Origin of the sequence: Myroides odoratimimus (assembly GCF_030326305.1) — a bacterium.
Taxonomy (GTDB): Bacteria; Bacteroidota; Bacteroidia; order Flavobacteriales; family Flavobacteriaceae; genus Flavobacterium; species Flavobacterium odoratimimum_A.
Window position 1 is genome coordinate 36,284 of record NZ_JACAKB010000006.1, and the last position, 17,677, is coordinate 53,960.

Below are 17,677 nucleotides of genomic sequence, written 5' to 3' on the forward strand. Positions count from 1 at the left end.
GTAATTAACAATATCGTAGAGATCTTAAATGATGAAACAGTTCAGAACAATATCTATACAACAGTAGCTAATAAGGGAAAAAAGGTAACAGGAGATGAAGCTATTGGAGTAACAGGTGGAGATAAAGCTGCTTTACAGGCGATGACTATCTCGTTAAAAGACGGAGGAGTTACGCCAAAGAAAATTCAAGCAGGAGGTAAAAAACAAATCTTGATTACCAATGAAAAAGGAGAAGTAGTATGGGTAGATGCAACTGATGAAGTGATTATAGATGCTGTTCAAAAGAATGAACGTATTACGCTTTTAGAAGTTCAGGATAATGGAACCTTTGTTTACTATAACGAATTAGCGGTTAATTCAAAAGGAGAAATTATAGGAGAGGGTGTTGAGTTTGATGCTAATACTTTATCTATTGAAGAAAACACACCTGGTATTTTTACTTTCACAGACAAGAAAGGCTTTATTAAAGACATAGATATTCGTGCAAGTAATATCATTATTGATGATACTACTATTAATTCAGGAAATGATAATGTACAAGATATTATAGAGACAATATTTGAGATTATCAAAAATATTGATAGTCAGAAAAGAGATTTGAAAGGAAACGGTATTTTAGTTAATAATGGAAAAGTAGTTGCAAATGCTCTTTTAGAAGAAGTAGAATTGTCTATAGCAGATAATGCAATTACAACAGCTAAACTGGATACAAATGCGGTAATAAATACCAAAGTTGCTAATCATGCCATTACAGAAGATAAACTGTGGGCAGGTCAAGGTAGAGAAAATCAAGTAGCTGTAGTACAAGCTGATGGTTCTGTTAAGTTTCAAGAGGTTAATGCTATTGTAGACGGTAAAGCACTTACAGTAGATAATTCATTAGATATTGAAGGTGATGCTTCTAAAGCACTTCTTTCTCCATTAGCAATAAAAGTAAATGACTTAGGGATTGTAACAAAGCATATTGATCACAATGCAGTAACTGCTGATAAAATTGGTTCAGAAGAGGCAAGTAAAGGATCCGTGCTTATGGCTCAAGGAAATGGGAATAGTTCTTTTGTTACAGCTGATTCTATTATTGAAGGGACAATGCAGGCTGACTTGAAAGGTGATGAGGAGACCATTCACGTTAAAGATGGAGAGAATGTTCTTTTCGGAAATAAAGATAAAGAAGTTAAGATTAGCATTATAAAAAGAGGAGTTAAAGGCAGTCATATTGCAACAAATACAATTGTTGATGAAAATATTGCTGATACAACAATTACTGCAACTAAATTAAACGGAGGAGAGAATAATGTCAATGCAGTTGCCACAGTTATTGATGCGAAAGGAACAGTAGCTTATCAATCTCTAAAAGGAGATGCTATTTCGGATAAAGCAGCTTTGAAAACGGATGGTATTATTACAATAGGAGGTTCAAATGAGCAAGGAGGTACCTTACTTAAAGAAGCGACATTAAGTATTGCTCCAAAAGGGATTAATACTCTTCAAATTGCTGATAATGCAGTAAATAATTTGCAAATAGCTGATTTGGCTGTTTCATCTGATAAAATTACTTCAGGTACTGTTGGTACAGGAAGAGTATTGTTAAGTGATGTAGATGGAAAAACGAAGTGGGGAGAATTAGATGATATAACAACTCAACTGGCTGGGGACTTAACTACTGATGAAATTATTCAATTGACTTCTCAAGACGGAGAAGGAAAAAAGGCATTATTAAAAGATGTAAAGTTAAGTATAAAGGATAATAGCATTACGAAAGATAAGTTAAGTTCTAAAGAAAACGATGTTCCAGTAGGTAAAGATAAAATATTAGTTACCAATGATAAAGGTGGATTTGATTATGTGTCTAAAGGAGCTTTTGAATCTGGTGGTGAGGATTTGTATGTAGGTGATGCATTAGAATTTACTGTAGGTGACGGATTGAATACAGTATTAGTTGAAACAAAGATTGATGTAAAAGAGGGTGGTATTCACACCGAAAAGTTAGCAGAAGGAGCTGTTACGGTAACGAAAATATCTTCTAAGGGAGTTGATAATAATGCAGTTTTAACCGCTGATGGAGAAGGGAATGTAGCGTATAAAAAACTTACAGATAGTGCCTTTGAAGGAAAAGGAAAAGACTTGAAAGGAGATAATTCAATTACTGTTACTGCAAATAATAAAGCCCTTTTGAACGATGCTACAATTAGTATTGCAGAGTCTGGAGTACAAACAAAACATATTACAGGAAGAGCAGTTACAGCAGATAAGATAGGTGCAGAAGGGACAAGTAATGGTTTAGTATTGGTAACTAAAGATGGAGGAGCGGAATTTTCTCCTATATCGGATGCAATTGTTGAAGCTGGAAAAGAAATTAAAGGAGGCAGTGCTATTGAGGTAACAAAAGGAAATAAAGCTGCATTGCAAGATGTAAGTATTGATGTTGCTAATCTTGGGATTACGAATGCAAAAATAGCAGAGCGAACAATTGAAGCCTCTAAATTTAATGCAAAAGGTTTTGATAAGGGAACTGTATTGACTTCTTTAGGAGATGGAGAGGCCAAATATGTAGCAATGAATGAATATGGTAAAGAATTAAAAAGTGATTCTTCTATTGAAGTATCTTCTAATAAAGCGTTACTTGAAGGGGTAACTATTAAAGTAAAGGATCTGGGGATAGGTACCGATCACTTAGGAGCTAAAGTCGTAACAGCAAATAAGATAGGAGCTGATAAAGATAAAGCAGGATATGTATTAACTGCAAATAGTGATGGAGGTGCTACCTGGGAGGCAGTATCTGGAGGTAGTGAAGTAAATAAGGCTAATATTAAAGAAAGTAGTACAATTACCGCAACTGAAGGTAGTATAGGATCAGTTTTACAAGATGTTGCATTGGAAGTGAAGGGGTTGTCTATAAAAGGTCAGCACATTGAAGATAATGCTATTTCTCCTGCTAAGATTAATGCAAAGGCTGTAACAACAGAGAAGATAGATGTAAATGCTGTAACAACAGAGAAGATAGCTAATAAGTCAGTAACAATCGCAAAGATTGATTCAGAATCAGCGAAGAAAGGACAAGTACTTACTGCCCAGGGAGATGGTACTGTTAAGTATACTAAAATGTCTGATAATGGTAGTTACTTAAAAACAGACCAAGATGGGCCGATATCAATTAAGGCACCAGATCATGGACGCATACTTTTAGCTGAAGCAACAATTGATATTAAAGAGAAATCTATTGATACTAAATATATAGCAAATGATGCTGTTGGTTATACCCAATTACAAAAAAATGCTGTTTACGGATCTGTTATTAAAGAAAAAGCAATAACACAAGATAAAATAGCAGATAAAGCAGTAGATTATGAACAAATCGAGGATTTAGCTGTTGCAATTGATAAGATTTATTCAGGACCTAATGTACCTCAAGGTTATGTATTGACAGCTGGTGCTGATGACGGAGCAAGCTGGGAGAAGTTGTCTGTAGATAGTGGTTCTGGAGATTTTGAAGAGAGCGATACAATTGAAATAGAAGGAGAAGGAGATGGAGCATTCTTTAAAGATTTAAAGTTTAATGTTAAAGAGGGATCTATTAAAAACATACATATAGCAGATAATGCTGTTGGTTATTTAGAATTACAGAATGGATCTGTAAAAGAAAGTATTATAGATGAAAAAGCAGTAACAAAAGAGAAAATTAGTTCTCACGGAGCTAATAAATACAAAGTTTTAATGTCTGATGGAGTAGGGGGAGCAAGCTGGGAATATGTGTCTGAAGATAGTGGTTCTGGAGATTTTGAAGAAAGTGATACAATTGAAATAGATGGAGATGAAGATGGAGAAGGAGCATTCTTTAAAGATTTAAAGTTTAATGTTAAAGAGGAATCTATTGAAAATAAACATATTGTAAATGAGTCAATCAGAGTAGAGAAGATTAGTTCTCACGGAGCAAATGAATTCGAAGTTTTAATGTCTGATGGTGATGGAGGAGCTCGTTGGGAGAAAGTATCTGGAGGTGGAAGTAATATCGCATCACCGAAGTTCTTTTACTTACCAGCTATTTATGTTGAAATGGTGTCTGGACAAAGTACTTCTATAGAGCTGTACAATGAGTATAAAACACAGTTTGGTTCACCAATGTTATCAAGCAATGGGAATTCTACTTTACCAGTATACGATCAGTATGAGTTAAACTATTATGTAACCTACTATGACAAAAATGTATTTGAAGATGTAAAATTAGATAGTGATGGGGAATTACATTATAAAGTAAAACAAGGAGCTAAGCCAACAGGTAGAACCTTCTTTAATATTGTGTTAGAAGTGAAATAATAATCTATATCCCAAAGAAGATTATATCTTCTTTGGGGTTTAAAAAATGACGTATGAAAAAGTATTATTATTTATTGATAGCGTTTTTAACTCTGCTGACTGTAAAGGCTCAGGCTACACATGAGTATCCTTTAACTGACCTTGACTATAATAATTTACCTTCTTGGATAACAAATGATTTTGGGAAAGGAAGTTTGTCAGGACCTACTGGGCAGTCAAGATATACTTCTGAAGGAATTGTATTAACTATAAAAAGAGCAACAACAAGTGCTTTTGCTATTGATGATTTAAATCTTGATTTGCGCAAAGGAGCAAAGTTTGAGTTTGAGTATGCCATGGCTATAGTAAATCCAAATGATGCTCAACGTGTTGGGTTTGGAGGAGGAGGTATGACCTTTTTTATTTATGAGGCAGGTCAATCACTTAGTATGGGATATCTTGGAAGTGCCTTAGGATATTCTTTTAATGGCTCAACAGCAAGTGGGTCAACAGCAATCAAAACAGGACTTAATGGTGCTTATTTAGGTATAGGTTTTGATTTAGATGGTAATAACAAAGAGAGAAGAGGTTTTGGAATGGGGAGTTATGAGACCCGTGAAGGACTGGCGGAGCAAAGATATTGGAATGCAGGTTATCAAGAGGAATTTTTATCTGATTTAGGAAAAGAAGCTTTTGGAAGCTTTTACAAAAATCATATTACCTTAAGAGGCGCAGGACAAGGAAATCAATACAAAGGAAATCCTCTGTTGTTAACGAAGTATTTTGGTGGTAATGATTCGGGTAATAACACCGCTATGGCAACTCTGGATTATAATACAGGAGAATATGATTTTAGCTCAAGCGATAATGGTGCTGATTTTAATATTGCTAATGGAGGGTTCGATTATAGCCCTATTTTTCAAAAAATAGAGGTAGAGTTAGAACCAGATGGAGAGGAAGGAATGTTTGTAACCATAAAAGGAAATGGGAGGTTATTAATTGATAGGTTCTACTATAAACACTCATTCAAAACTTATGGAGATGGAAAACAGATTAATGGTCAATATGTCGATTACCAATACGATTATAGTACAGGTATCCCATATAGAGTTAATATTGGTTTTGCAGCTACTACAATGGATCAACATACTCAAAAAACCATTATTAGAAATGTCAAAGTATCACCAATTGACGAAGGAGAAGACGAAGGTATAGAGTTAGAAGATGAGTATGAAGAAATTTGTATTAGTGAAAATATAGATAGCACAGGAGCTGTTGCTTTTATTGATATACTAAAGGATACAGATTATAATGTAGATTGGAATAGTTTTAAGTTTGTAGATAAAGATGGAAATAAGAAGGGAAATACTGATGACTACTTTAAGGACTACTATGCTGAATGGGAGTATGATAGGTCTAATCGACAAGTTAAAATGACTGTTCAGTTTGATTATTATAAGCCACAAGAAAATTTAGATATTTTTTATACAGTAAAAATAGATGGTGTAGAATCTAAGCCAGCAAATATTTTAGTTAAAAGTATTGAGTGTGGAGCAATAGCTAATCCGCATATTAGAGTGAAGAATGAAAACGAAGAGTATTTGCCTTAAATGACAATGGAGTAAGACAGAAAGGAAGCTTAAAAGCTTCCTTTTTTTTGTCTTATAGAGAGTCTGTTTATGAATCTGGAGCACTAATAGACGGAGTTTTGATGACTTTTTGTAAGTGTGTAGTGAATGTGTAGGGGCTAAAGTATAAAATAGGAATAACCACCTAGTAATAAGGATAGTTTTTTTGGTGAAAATATTGCAGAATATGCTAGAAAAAATGAAAAAATATTCTGTAGAAAAGCTTTTTTATTTGTCTGCTTTATCAAATCTGTAAAAATGTGTTTAGTATGTATAAATAGGTGAAAAAGCATGTGTTTGTGTATTGATTTTTTTGTCTTGTAATTTATATTTGTATACTTTTTATTTGTTAATGTATGGGTGATTTTGAGATAAATACATTTTATGAGTTAATAATAGACGATTTAATTAATCGTAAATACTCAGTGGTTGACTGTTTTTTTTCGGAGGAAGAGGTTAACTTATTAAGAGCAAATTTGCTTTTAAAACAAGATTTGCACAGCTTTAAAAAAGCAGCGATAGGACAGGCTAACGGTGAACAAATAGTAGAAGAAATACGTGGGGATTCTATCTTGTGGCTAGACGAGAAACAGCCTGATGAGGTAGAGCAAATGTACTTCAATAAAGTGAATCACTTTTTAGAATATGTGAATAGAACTTGCTATTTAGGTATTCAAGAAGGGGAGTTTCACTATGCGTGTTATCCTCCAGGTACATGTTATAAAAGACATTTAGATGTTTTTCAGACGGATAGTCGTAGAACTTTGTCAGTAGTGCTATATCTAAATGATCAAGATTGGACACCAGCCTATGGTGGACAATTAGCTTTGTATTTAAAACAAGAAGACGGTACAGAGATAGAAGAGATTGTACATGCGTTACCAGGGCGTTTAGTAGTATTTGATAGCAAAAGTATTGAACACGAAGTAAAGATGGTTCACCAAACGCGTTATAGTATCACAGGATGGTTAAAAACTAGATAATAAAAAAGCCTTTATGTACTACATAAAGGCTTTTTTATAGATTATAATTGTTCTATTCTGTGATAGCTATTTCTTCTTGAGATTTCTTTTCATGTTTATTACGAATTAGTTTCCAAGAGTATAAGGTGATAATTGGAACAATAATCCAGAATAAGTCAATTAGCAAGATATCATGATATCCCTTAGACCAACTTACCCATATCCAATTCCCCGTCATAATACCATTTGCAATAGGAATAAATAATCCAATGATACTACCGATTAACAGACAGTCTCTATTGGTTTTATATATACTTTTACGAATACACAACAAGATAGTGATAGCTAGCCAAGTCCAGAAGTAGAATGAATACACAAAGCTCTGTCCACCAGTAGGGTTAATTTTAACAGCGATAAAGGCTAAAGCCGTTACAGGATACATAGATAGACAGATAGCCATATAAATGTTTGCTAACCAGAAGTTAAACTTGCGTTTGTGCTCTGGTACATTCTTTTTATCTCTTGCTACTAGCCAAATCAAAACACCTGATATAATTACGATACATCCAGCTATTCCAACTAAGAAATAAACAATTCGTGTAGCATACCCTCCAAATGACCCAAAGTGTAATAGATATACCAAATTAGAAAATACATACGTGTAACCGGGATTCACATTTGGATTACTAATTTCTTCCACTTCTCCTGAAAAGACGTGATACTTTATCTCTCCACGACTGTTTAACTGTTTTTCATTATGAGCTCTTCCTAAGAATTCTACAGTCATACTCTCGTCTCCATAATTTTTAATAGAGATATTAGAGATATAAGGATCGTCCCATCTCTTTACAGTTTCTTCTATATAATAATTAAGGTTCAAGTCATGTTCTATAGGCTTGTTTTGATAAACAATTTCTTGAGCTCCTCTATTCTCATAAGCGTCTTTATTAAATTTATCAGCATCACCACCATAACCTAAGGCGATAATAGTAGCTGCTACTATACGGTAGTTTAATAAGAAATAAGCTCCAGTAATGGCAAATATTAATTGAAAAGGAAATGTGATAACTCCTAATGCCGTATGCAGATCAGTCCAAACAGTCTTTAATTTTTCCCATGGTCTAAAGACATAGAAGTTGGAAACTATCTTTTGCCAATGGACTAATAATCCTGTGATTAGGGCAAAAAGATAGATAAAAGATACTAGCCCTGCTACGAAATAACCAAACGGTGAAATATGAATATTCACTAATCCATTTAACTGAGCTAAGAAGTGTAGTCTATATAAGAACTCACCTAGAGAATAAGCATCTTCATAGCTATTTTTCTCTTTTGTTATCGGATCGTATAGTCCGAAGCTGCGCTCTTTGGCTTTCGGAACTAAAGTATCTTGGGCAGAAGAAATATTGTAACCAATAACTCTACTTCTATCATTCATACGGAATGATATATTTCTGCTCTGTAACCCAAACTGAGTATCTAGAGAATCTAGTAATACATTATAGTTTATTGATGCTATATCAACTTTTTGTTGAGGTTGGTTACTCTGCCAATTGCCAATCTCATTTCTAAAGAATGCAAAAGAACCTGCAAAAAAGATGATGTAAAGTAGTACAGTAATGATAATTCCACTTATCGTGTGTAAGTGAAAGTATTTATTGTAGTTTCTAATATTCATAATGGCTGTGTTGACTTGTTTTTAAGTATGAATAGGGGAGATTAAGTAAGGTGAATAAAATAAAATAGATAAGCAGATATACAAAAGCCATATTTTATAACCATTACCTAGAACGAAGGCTACTATGAATAAAATAGCCCAAAGGGTATATCCTGTAACAAACATCGTTGTGAAAATAGGAGCAGCAGGAAAGAAATACATTAAGAACATATGAAATGTTATACTCACTATAAATCCACCAAATAAACCTGCTGTGATCTTTAAGAAGCGTTGCCAAACGGACGTTTCTAAGTGTTTTTTGTTTGCTGGCATGATTTAAAACATTACAATTTCAATAAATAATCCTAATCCTATTAAACTGATGATGTGCTTTGCCTTAAAAGAAAGCATAGGATACAACGTCAGAATACTAGATCCAATAAACATTAAAAAGATGAAGAAGGTCAAACTACCTACCCCAATACCTTGATAAATAGACTCAATAATTAAGGTCATGGCTAGTAAGGCATAAGCCATTATTTTTGCTGTCTTAGTATTCGTTCTAATCCAAGTAGTTAATGAACATTTCTTCTCATATTTTACTTTTTGAGAAGTATTATAGAGCATAAAGAATGCAAATGCTGTAATTGAAAATAATATAGTATGCATTTTATTTAGATTGAGTAAAAACAAAGGTATAACATATTTTATTGTTTTCAATAACAAAATTTTAAACTTTTTAAGGATAAGAATTATTGTGTTTATCTATTGAATTATAGGTGTTTATGATTGTTTTTTATAGTGTGATAAGAATTTAAAAGGCTAACTGTATTTACAATTAGCCTTTAGATATTAGGTAATTAATGCTTATTAAATGGTATGAGTCTAAACTATTTTATCTTAATTAACCCATTTCTATATATGTCTAAAGTTTGTTGTAAAATTTCCAAGATAGTGTCTATAGGCAAATCTTTAGTAGCATTTAGCGATAAGGTTTTCATGCGTTTACGACTACCTATTTCCAGTAGAGGATGGTCAACTAATAGACCTTCCACTATTAATAAATAAGGAGATTTAGGAACTTTAGTTACTGCCAGCAAACAGAACATTCGATTCTTATAACTAAAACAAGGTGTTCCCCATTTAATAGACTCTGTGATATGATCATCTAAGTGTAGAATAATATTTCTTAGAGCCTGTAAACAACTTCTATTTGGTTCGTTTTGTCGTAAATAGTATTGCTCCGTTTCTTTCATCTTATTCTCGTATAGCTACATAAATGCTTACTTCAGCATACTGTGGATTCATAGCTTTCTCGTCGTATATTTCGAAATCAGCTGTATATCTTCTATTCCATTGTTGTTCCCATATTTTAAGCCACTCGTTAATTACTAGTCCTTTTGTTAAATCTCCAGTAACAGTTATTTTGTTATAAGTACTCGCTTCTATAGTATGTCCTATCATGCCTTCAGGGATATCAGATAGATTAGATACTTCACAGCCGATAATCGTGGTATACGGCATCGTATGATCACCTTCATAATTCGTGTACATAGAGTAGACAGCAGTACATACTTTATTAGGTATGCGATCTAGCACATTTTCTTTCCAAAAGCGTTCCCATAGTAAAGGAATATCTTGAGCTGATTGGTTTTGTTCATTTGTAGTGCGTACTTCTATTCCGATGATGTGAAATTTCTTTAGAGTTACTTGATTCATATCGATATTTATTAATTTTGTATAGCAAAAGTAGGTGCTTACTATGACATAGGTATGTCAGGGGTATTCTCATTCGGATAATATTTTTCTCTACATGCTTTTAAATATTGTTCCATCGTGATTTGATGAGGTTCGAATGTCTGTAAGGTATCTTTTAAATGTTGAATACAGTCTAATCTAAACGCTCTAAAGTCTTGTCTTAATCTACAGTAAGCTATTAATATCCAATTGTCCTGTGTAGTATAGATGGCGAAGGGTTCTATGTCTCGTTGACTCCTTTGATTCTCCAATGATAGATAGTCGATAACAAGCACCTGATGATTTACGATAGCAGATTGTATCTGTATCAAGTAATCACTTGTCTGTGCCTTATCAGGATTATCTCTTACAATGATGCGTTGAGAGAGTAGATCAGCTTTGTCTTTTTGTGTATAGCGAAGTACAGCTTTTAGTTTGAGTATAGCATTTTGATATTGTTTGATTAGTGAAGCATCTTTGTTCTTTAAGATCAGCTGCTCAGCAGTGATCAGAGCATTAGCTTCTTCTTGTGTAAACATCACAGGAGGTAGAGCATAACCCTCTACTAAGGAGTACCCTTTTCCCTCTTCAGTGAATATAGGAATCCCCGATTGTTCTAACGTTGTTATATCTCTATATACTGTGCGTATGCTCACATTGTGTTTTTCTGCTATTTCAGTAGCAGTCACGATACGCTTAGATTGTAACTGAGTGACTATAGCAGTTAATCTATTTAGACGTGGCTTACTTTCAGACATATTGATATAGAGATTAAAGAGAATTATTTGACAAAGATACATTCTTGTCACTTGCTTTGCGTTAATAGAGATAAGTATATTTACAACTTCTAAATATTCGCACTATGGCTCAACCAGTAGGACTTCTATCTAAAATAAAAATAACAGATACTAATTATAAAGCATTCTTTAAAACTAAAGCTGTCACAGTGATTAGTGAAGAAATGTATGACTGCGTTCATTATAGATATAAAGACCAATATTTTTATCAATACAACAAAAAGAAAGAAGAATTACTGTGTTTAGCATTCTATAACCACGGCAATAGAGAAACGCTAATAGGTAACTTTTATCAAAGTATAAAAGAGGTAGTCTTATTGGCTTTAGATCACAGTTTTATTGCTTTGACCTTAGATGCGTTTAATTGGACTGAGGTAGATACTTATGAAGTTTTAGAAGAAGATGTTTGGAATATTAAGCAAATAACGAAAGAAGAATTAGCTATAGTACAGTCTATTGCACTGACTTGTTCAGAGCAGTTCGACCAACCTTTTGTAGAGAAATTATTCAACTCTAAAATAGTGGATAGCAATGTAGTGAGGAAAGTTAGCGCGCTACAAGAGAAACACAGACTAGCCAACCTAACTACTTTTGCTAAAGAGGCTACCCCTCTGCGACCTATTCATCTTTTTGGCAATTATTATTACAATGGAAAAGCCGTGTTTAGTTGTAAGTCAGGAGGGCATATATACACAGATATAGACTTAGCCACTTTTAAGCCTACAGTATATGGAGCAGCAGATGCAGAGCATGTATTGTTTCTCGATAAGTGTATCAAGACCAATCCTAAGAAGTTTAAAAGAGTAGCGAAGTATGAGACGGTCTATTATTTATCTGAAGAAGGCGTATTAGATGAGAAGGGCGTATGGATAGAGGACAGTGATGCAACTACTTTTAAGTTAAAAGAAGACTACCTAGCAGAAGATAGTATAAATCTGTATTATTGGGGCAATGTAGTTTCTAAATCTTCTTTTTCGACTTACAGAGTGGAGAGTTATCCCTATCAGATTGACTTTTTGATCACAGATACAGCAGTGTATTATAGTCAATATAAGCTAGAAGTGGATGCTCAGAGTTTTCGTTTTTTAAAGCGGTTAGAAGGTCTGGCTTATTCTTATACTGGTTTTGTAGGAGAGGATAAAGAAGGGCTGTTTGTGTATTTGATAGAAGAGAATAAAGGTCAAGTTATTCGTTCAACAGGATTGTCTATTGATCAGTTGTTAAAACTATTTCAAGATAAGTATGGCAATAAATACTGGCAAATGGAAGAAGATGAACGTATCTGCCTAGAGAAACCAAGTGCTACATATTATAAGGAGTTTGCTAAAAAGTGTAAGACTCCATGGGTATTTTATCAAATAAAGGAATTGCGTGATTATGCTAAATTGATTGTTCAGAAATATGAGGATAAGAAGGACGAGGAAGAGTTAATTCCGTTTTGGAAGATCTATAGTCTAGTAGAACCTTATTTGTGGATAGAAGCAGATAGTTATAAATATGTGACCCTGATGTATTGTATAGAAGGAAAACAAGAAGATGCATTAGATACTCTGAGAAAAGCCATTATGTATGGGGCATTTGATGTGATGGAGTTCTTTGACCATCCTTTATTAAGCACTATCCAAGAGCATGAGTACTTTTTAGAATTAAAGGAATATGCTACACAGAATAAGCCGATAGGTTATAAAATCCCAATGCAATTAGAGATTCTAGAGAAGCTCTTAGCACTTCCTCAGTCGATGTATACAGATGGGACGATACTGTGGAAGTATCACTTATACGATAATGTCGATATAGAAGAAGCTATGCGTGAGCATCCACAGTTGACAGATTATTATACGCGTTATATCACTTTAAATACAGAAATGTTTAATCGATTCTTTAAGCGTCATAATCTGATAGATATGGATTATACTCCTTATGAAGAATATCACTGTATGCCGATAGAAGCTTCTATCATTATGCTTAAGTATTATATGCGTATGGCTGATATACCATCGGGCAGTGTAGCTTATTTTATCCCACAATTAATACAACGCATGGATAAGATAAAAGAGAGAATTAATCGATTAGAAGGAGAAGAGTATACTCACTACCAAATAGTATATAATAATAATGAAGTTGTTCAAATATTAGAGCAGTATTTCTAAAAGTAAACAAAGATTATATTGCTTATTTTTATTGTTAATAAATATATTAGATGAAAAAATATAAAAAATGAAGAAACTAATTGTTTTGTTAATGTTATTGCTGCCATTGCTGATGACTGCACAGAAAGAAAATGAGTATAAGAGTTGATTCTATATACAGACTAACTTTTTAGGAGTAGATGCAGGAAGAGATTTTTTGATAGGTGAGAATATATTCGTTCAGACGGGTGTGGGAATAGGCGCGGGTTATGATGTATGGAATAATAGTATGTCAGTTTCATTTACTTTTAAGAAGCCAATTCCTTATCTGAGAGGGGGACTAGATTGGTATTATAATAAGAATAAGAGAATAGAGAAGAATCGTACTTTAGACAATAATTCAGGTAATTATGTAGGGTTTCAAGCTAAGTATAGTTTTGGAAAAGATAGTGAAGAATATATGAATTCCTTAAATAGTGTTCTAGTAAGTGAAGTACATTGGGGAATAAAACGCAAGTTAGTAGGACCAATGTACTATAAAGTACAGTTAGGCGTGGGACATTTTAATGATTACGATTCTAAATACTCAGAAGTATATCCTGTAGTAGGTGTGTTTTTAGGTGCTACGTTCTAAGAAATAATATAACGATACTTTAATAAAAATAAGGCTGTTCAAAAGGACAGCCTTATTTTTATTAAAGTATTTCATACTTTCCGGCAGAAGCTAATATCTTTTGTACTTCTTCTTTCGTCACTTCAGGAGTTCTAACCTCTATACTATGTGTATCTAGAGTGACTGTAGCTTCTATATTAGGATGCTTTTTTAGTTCTTCTTGAATCTTTCCGACACAACTACTGCATCCCATTCCTTTAATTTGATATACTGTTGCCATTTCTTTTTTGTTTAATAATTTATATTACAAATGTAGGATAGTGGGGCATTATCGCTGTTATACGATTTGAAGTAGTTGTTATATAATTTTTTGAAGAGTTTGAAGAAGTTTTTTTTATCACCTTGATGATTCGTATTCTTTGTTTCCTAAGAAATAAAGAATTTTTTTTTTGTTTTTAAGTCTTTATTTCGTCTTTAAAGCAAATAAAATGAGTTTTTAAAACCTATTTTTTTAAAAAAAATAATAGGTTATAAGCCTATTTAGGTGATTATCTAAAAAAACAGCTATACTTTTTTTAAAGAGGTTTTATTGTAAGTTGTTGATATTTATGTGTTTATTTGTTTTTGGCTTTTATTAAGTTGATTTAGATATCACTTTAATGCTAGTAAAATAGGGTGTTGTGTTATTCTTCTTCGACTATTGATGGACAATACCCCGTATATAGTGGAGTAGAGTACCTGTTTGCCCAACAATACTTCTTCTATTCTCCACGTATTATCCTTTTACTAAAGGGTATGATAAAATAAAGAAGAGTATCGTACATACCAATGAATATGTCTACAAGAATGAATCATTGTAACAAGGAATGAGTTCTGGAGATAAGATTTAAGAGATTATGTACGATGGGATTAGGATAGCTGTGTTATCCGTAGAAAATAAGCAGTAATACAGAACTCAATATGCTCATCGATAAAGGAGATAAGTCCTGCTTACCGCTTGGTTAAAAATTTGTGTGATGAAGAAGTATTGTCTGTGCGATTACGGATTATGATATCTTACTAAAAGCATCTTCACACTGTAAGACCATAGTATCTATAATAGGAAGGTTGACATCAAGTGAATTAAACACTAATGGCAACTCTGTACAGCCTAGAATCACTCCTTCTACAGAGGAATAATCTTCTATTAATGTCTTAAAGAATAAACGCATCTCTTCTGTGATGGTTCCTGTAGCGAGTATAGTTTGGAATTGACCTATTTTAGCTATTTCTTCATTGTTAGGAATGATTACTTCTATACCTGCTTGCTGTAAAGGAGATTTAAAATAATCATCTTCCATCGTGAAAGGTGTACCTAGTAGAAGTACTGTCTTCATATTATGTTTTAGAATGTGATTTTTGGTCAGTTCTATACTGTGTGAGATCGGAATATTAGTTAAAATTTCCTGTTTGATTTCATCGTAAGCTTTGTGTAAGGTATTATTTGCTATCAAGAAACAATCTGGTTGTAGCGATAGTAGGATTTCGATTTCGTGTTTTAAGATGTTAGGTACTTCATCCCATTGGTTAGCATATCTAGTCTTTATATTGTGATAATCTATGCTGTATAAAATAATAGGACAAGAGTGATATCCGCCCCATTTTTCATTGGCCATTTTGTTTAATAGCGTGTAATATAACGCTGTAGAAGGGTATGCTGTACCTCCTAATATTCCTATTCGTTTCATTGAGTTTGTTTTTTAGTTTTATGAAATGACCTTGTCTAAAAAGGACAGTCAAATATAGGTATAAGTAAGATTTTATCTCTGCGTAAATAGTATAAAATACCCATATTAATTCATTAATTTTGTTGTTTAGAGGAGGAGGAGATGTTGGGAGAGGATTACTTCTATCATAAAAAAGGTTTTATATGTTTGACTTTAGATTAAAGGTGTTTTATACAGTAGCAAAGAGAGGGAGCTTCACAAAGGCTTCTAAGGAATTGTTGATTTCTCAGCCTGCTGTGACTAAGCATATCCAAGAGATAGAGTCTAACTATCAGACCAAACTTTTCGTACGTGATGGGATGAAGATACACCTAACAGAAGCAGGAGAATTACTCTATACCTATGCAGAAGAAATATTCTCTATCTATCGCAATCTTGAGTTCGATATACATGCACTGAATGCTAAGATGGACGGAAGCTTAAGAGTAGGAGCGAGTACTACTATATCACAGTATGTATTGCCTCCTCTATTAGCAGAATTTAGAAAAAAGGTAAATAACCTTCACTTGGATGTAGTATCAGATAATACGAATGCTATCGAGAATCTTCTGCTGAACAAAACAATAGATGTAGGTCTGGTAGAAGGGTATTCTAAAAACCCTCAAATAAAGTATATCGACTTTATAAAAGACGAAATCGTCTTGGTATGTAGTAGCAATAATGAATTAGCAAAAAGAGGAAGTATTAAACCTCAAGAGCTTAAGGAATTGTCTTTTTTATTAAGAGAAACGGGGTCAGGAACACTAGATGTGGTGGATACTACACTTAAAGAAATCGGTATAACTTTAAGTGATTTGACTAATGAGATGAACTTCTCTAGTACAGAGAGTATTAAGATGTATTTAATGCACTCAGATAGCGTTGCATTTTTATCTGTACATGCTATTCTAAAAGAGTTGAGGTATAATGAGTTGAGCATTGTAGATATAGAAGGATTAGACATTAGTAGAACATTCTCTCTAATACAGCGTCAAGGCCAAGAAAGTGCTTTAGTAGAGCTGTTCATTCGCTTTGTACAGAACCATAACTTAAAGTTATAGGTTATAACAATTATGTATTTTCTTTTCCTTACTGTATAGAGGAAATTTGTATCTGTAAATAATGATACAAATGACAACAGAAAATAATACTCGTGAGACAATAGGTAAAGTACTTCTAATAGGACTTGCTTTACTTAGTTTATTTCCATTTATTTCATCCGCAACAGCATTAGTGATAGGAATAGTATATGCACAGCTATTTGAGAATCCGTATGCAAAACAAACTAAGAAAGCTACTGGACTTCTCTTAAAACTAGCCGTAATAGGTTTGGGGTTTGGGATGAATGTGTATAGTGCTATATCAGCTGGTAAGGATGGTTTTATACTTACCATCTTCTCTATCTTTTTGACTTTAGCATTAGGATTCTTATTAGGTAAATTATTAAAGATAGACAAGAAAATTTCTTATTTAGTTTCTTCAGGTACTGCAATCTGTGGAGGAAGTGCTATCGCAGCTGTATCTCCAGTTATTAAAGCTGATGAGAAACAAATATCAGTAGCTTTAGGAATAGTGTTTATCTTAAACTCAGTGGCTTTAATTATATTTCCTCCTATAGGACATGCTTTAGGCTTGAGTCAAGTAGATTTCGGTCTGTGGTCTGCTATCGCGATACACGATACCAGTTCGGTAGTAGGAGCTGCGGCTAAGTATGGTGACCAAGCATTAGAAGTAGCTACTACTGTAAAACTAGCTCGTGCGCTGTGGGTGATACCTGTAGCATTCTTATCTATGGTATTCTTTAAAAATAAAGGAGGTAAAGTGAAGTTGCCTTATTTTATCGGGTTATTCGTATTAGCAATGCTAGCGAACTCTTATATCCCAGCTGTACAAAGCATAGGACCTTATATCGTAGAAGCTTCTAAAGCAGCACTTACATTAACATTATTCTTAATAGGTACATCGTTATCCTATCGCACTGTGAAATCTGTTGGTTTTAAACCTCTATTAGAAGGAGTAGGACTGTGGATATTCATCTCTGTGACTTCACTGCTATACATTATGTATGTGAATTAGGTAGAGTAGAACATAGAATTAAAAAAAGGCTTTCACATCA

The 17,677-nt window shown here is 33.5% G+C and carries 15 protein-coding genes; 7 read left to right on the forward strand and 8 right to left on the reverse strand.

Features of this window, described 5'->3' with window-relative positions:
* The 3 genes from HX049_RS06505 to HX049_RS06515 form a co-directional block, all read left to right on the forward strand.
* Positions 1-4,314, forward strand: a 4,314-nt coding sequence (locus HX049_RS06505; RefSeq protein ID WP_286414926.1) for a hypothetical protein, incomplete at its 5' end; no start/stop codon positions are given.
* Positions 4,315-4,367: 53 nt separating this feature from the next.
* Positions 4,368-5,903: a hypothetical protein gene (locus tag HX049_RS06510; protein WP_286414927.1), complete on the forward strand. Its 1,536-nt coding sequence runs from the start codon at positions 4,368-4,370 to the stop codon at positions 5,901-5,903.
* A 374-nt stretch (positions 5,904-6,277) separates the two neighbouring features.
* Positions 6,278-6,904 carry a 2OG-Fe(II) oxygenase gene (locus HX049_RS06515; RefSeq protein WP_286414929.1) on the forward strand — a complete coding sequence of 209 codons (627 nt, stop codon included), beginning with the start codon at positions 6,278-6,280 and terminating at the stop codon, positions 6,902-6,904.
* A gap of 52 nt (positions 6,905-6,956) precedes the next feature.
* Here the strand turns inward: HX049_RS06515 and HX049_RS06520 are convergent, their stop codons facing one another.
* The 6 genes from HX049_RS06520 to HX049_RS06545 form a co-directional block, all read right to left on the reverse strand.
* Positions 6,957-8,561 carry a PepSY-associated TM helix domain-containing protein gene (locus HX049_RS06520; protein ID WP_286414930.1) on the reverse strand — a complete coding sequence of 535 codons (1,605 nt, stop codon included), beginning with the start codon at positions 8,559-8,561 and terminating at the stop codon, positions 6,957-6,959.
* 21 nt (positions 8,562-8,582) lie between these two features.
* On the reverse strand, positions 8,583-8,873 hold the full coding sequence (locus HX049_RS06525) for a hypothetical protein (protein WP_286414932.1): 291 nt from the start codon (positions 8,871-8,873) through the stop codon (positions 8,583-8,585).
* A gap of 3 nt (positions 8,874-8,876) precedes the next feature.
* Positions 8,877-9,209, reverse strand: coding sequence for a hypothetical protein (locus HX049_RS06530; RefSeq protein WP_286414934.1), 333 nt, complete (start codon positions 9,207-9,209; stop codon positions 8,877-8,879).
* Between the two features lie 221 nt (positions 9,210-9,430).
* Positions 9,431-9,796 (reverse strand): DUF1801 domain-containing protein, encoded by a 366-nt coding sequence (locus tag HX049_RS06535; RefSeq protein ID WP_286414935.1) that lies wholly within the window; start codon positions 9,794-9,796, stop codon positions 9,431-9,433.
* A gap of 1 nt (position 9,797) precedes the next feature.
* Complete coding sequence (locus HX049_RS06540; RefSeq protein ID WP_286414937.1) at positions 9,798-10,259, reverse strand: GyrI-like domain-containing protein; 462 nt, start codon at positions 10,257-10,259, stop codon at positions 9,798-9,800.
* Positions 10,260-10,300: 41 nt separating this feature from the next.
* On the reverse strand, positions 10,301-11,035 hold the full coding sequence (locus tag HX049_RS06545) for a helix-turn-helix transcriptional regulator (RefSeq protein WP_286414939.1): 735 nt from the start codon (positions 11,033-11,035) through the stop codon (positions 10,301-10,303).
* 104 nt (positions 11,036-11,139) lie between these two features.
* Here HX049_RS06545 and HX049_RS06550 point away from each other — a divergent pair, with 104 nt between their 5' ends.
* Positions 11,140-13,224, forward strand: coding sequence for a hypothetical protein (locus HX049_RS06550; RefSeq protein WP_286414941.1), 2,085 nt, complete (start codon positions 11,140-11,142; stop codon positions 13,222-13,224).
* A 196-nt stretch (positions 13,225-13,420) separates the two neighbouring features.
* Entirely contained in the window at positions 13,421-13,837 is a 417-nt protein-coding gene (locus tag HX049_RS06555) for a hypothetical protein (RefSeq protein ID WP_286414944.1), read from the forward strand.
* A gap of 61 nt (positions 13,838-13,898) precedes the next feature.
* On the opposite strand, the gene HX049_RS06560 is transcribed toward HX049_RS06555, so the two are convergent.
* Complete coding sequence (locus tag HX049_RS06560) at positions 13,899-14,096, reverse strand: heavy-metal-associated domain-containing protein (protein ID WP_286414945.1); 198 nt, start codon at positions 14,094-14,096, stop codon at positions 13,899-13,901.
* 766 nt (positions 14,097-14,862) lie between these two features.
* Positions 14,863-15,543 (reverse strand): aspartate/glutamate racemase family protein, encoded by a 681-nt coding sequence (locus tag HX049_RS06565; protein ID WP_286414946.1) that lies wholly within the window; start codon positions 15,541-15,543, stop codon positions 14,863-14,865.
* A gap of 182 nt (positions 15,544-15,725) precedes the next feature.
* Between HX049_RS06565 and HX049_RS06570 the strand changes: the two genes are divergently transcribed.
* Positions 15,726-16,622, forward strand: a complete 897-nt coding sequence (locus HX049_RS06570; RefSeq protein ID WP_286414947.1) for a LysR family transcriptional regulator — start codon at positions 15,726-15,728, stop codon at positions 16,620-16,622.
* A gap of 70 nt (positions 16,623-16,692) precedes the next feature.
* Complete coding sequence (locus tag HX049_RS06575) at positions 16,693-17,637, forward strand: YeiH family protein (RefSeq protein ID WP_286414949.1); 945 nt, start codon at positions 16,693-16,695, stop codon at positions 17,635-17,637.
* Positions 17,638-17,677: the final 40 nt, after the last annotated feature.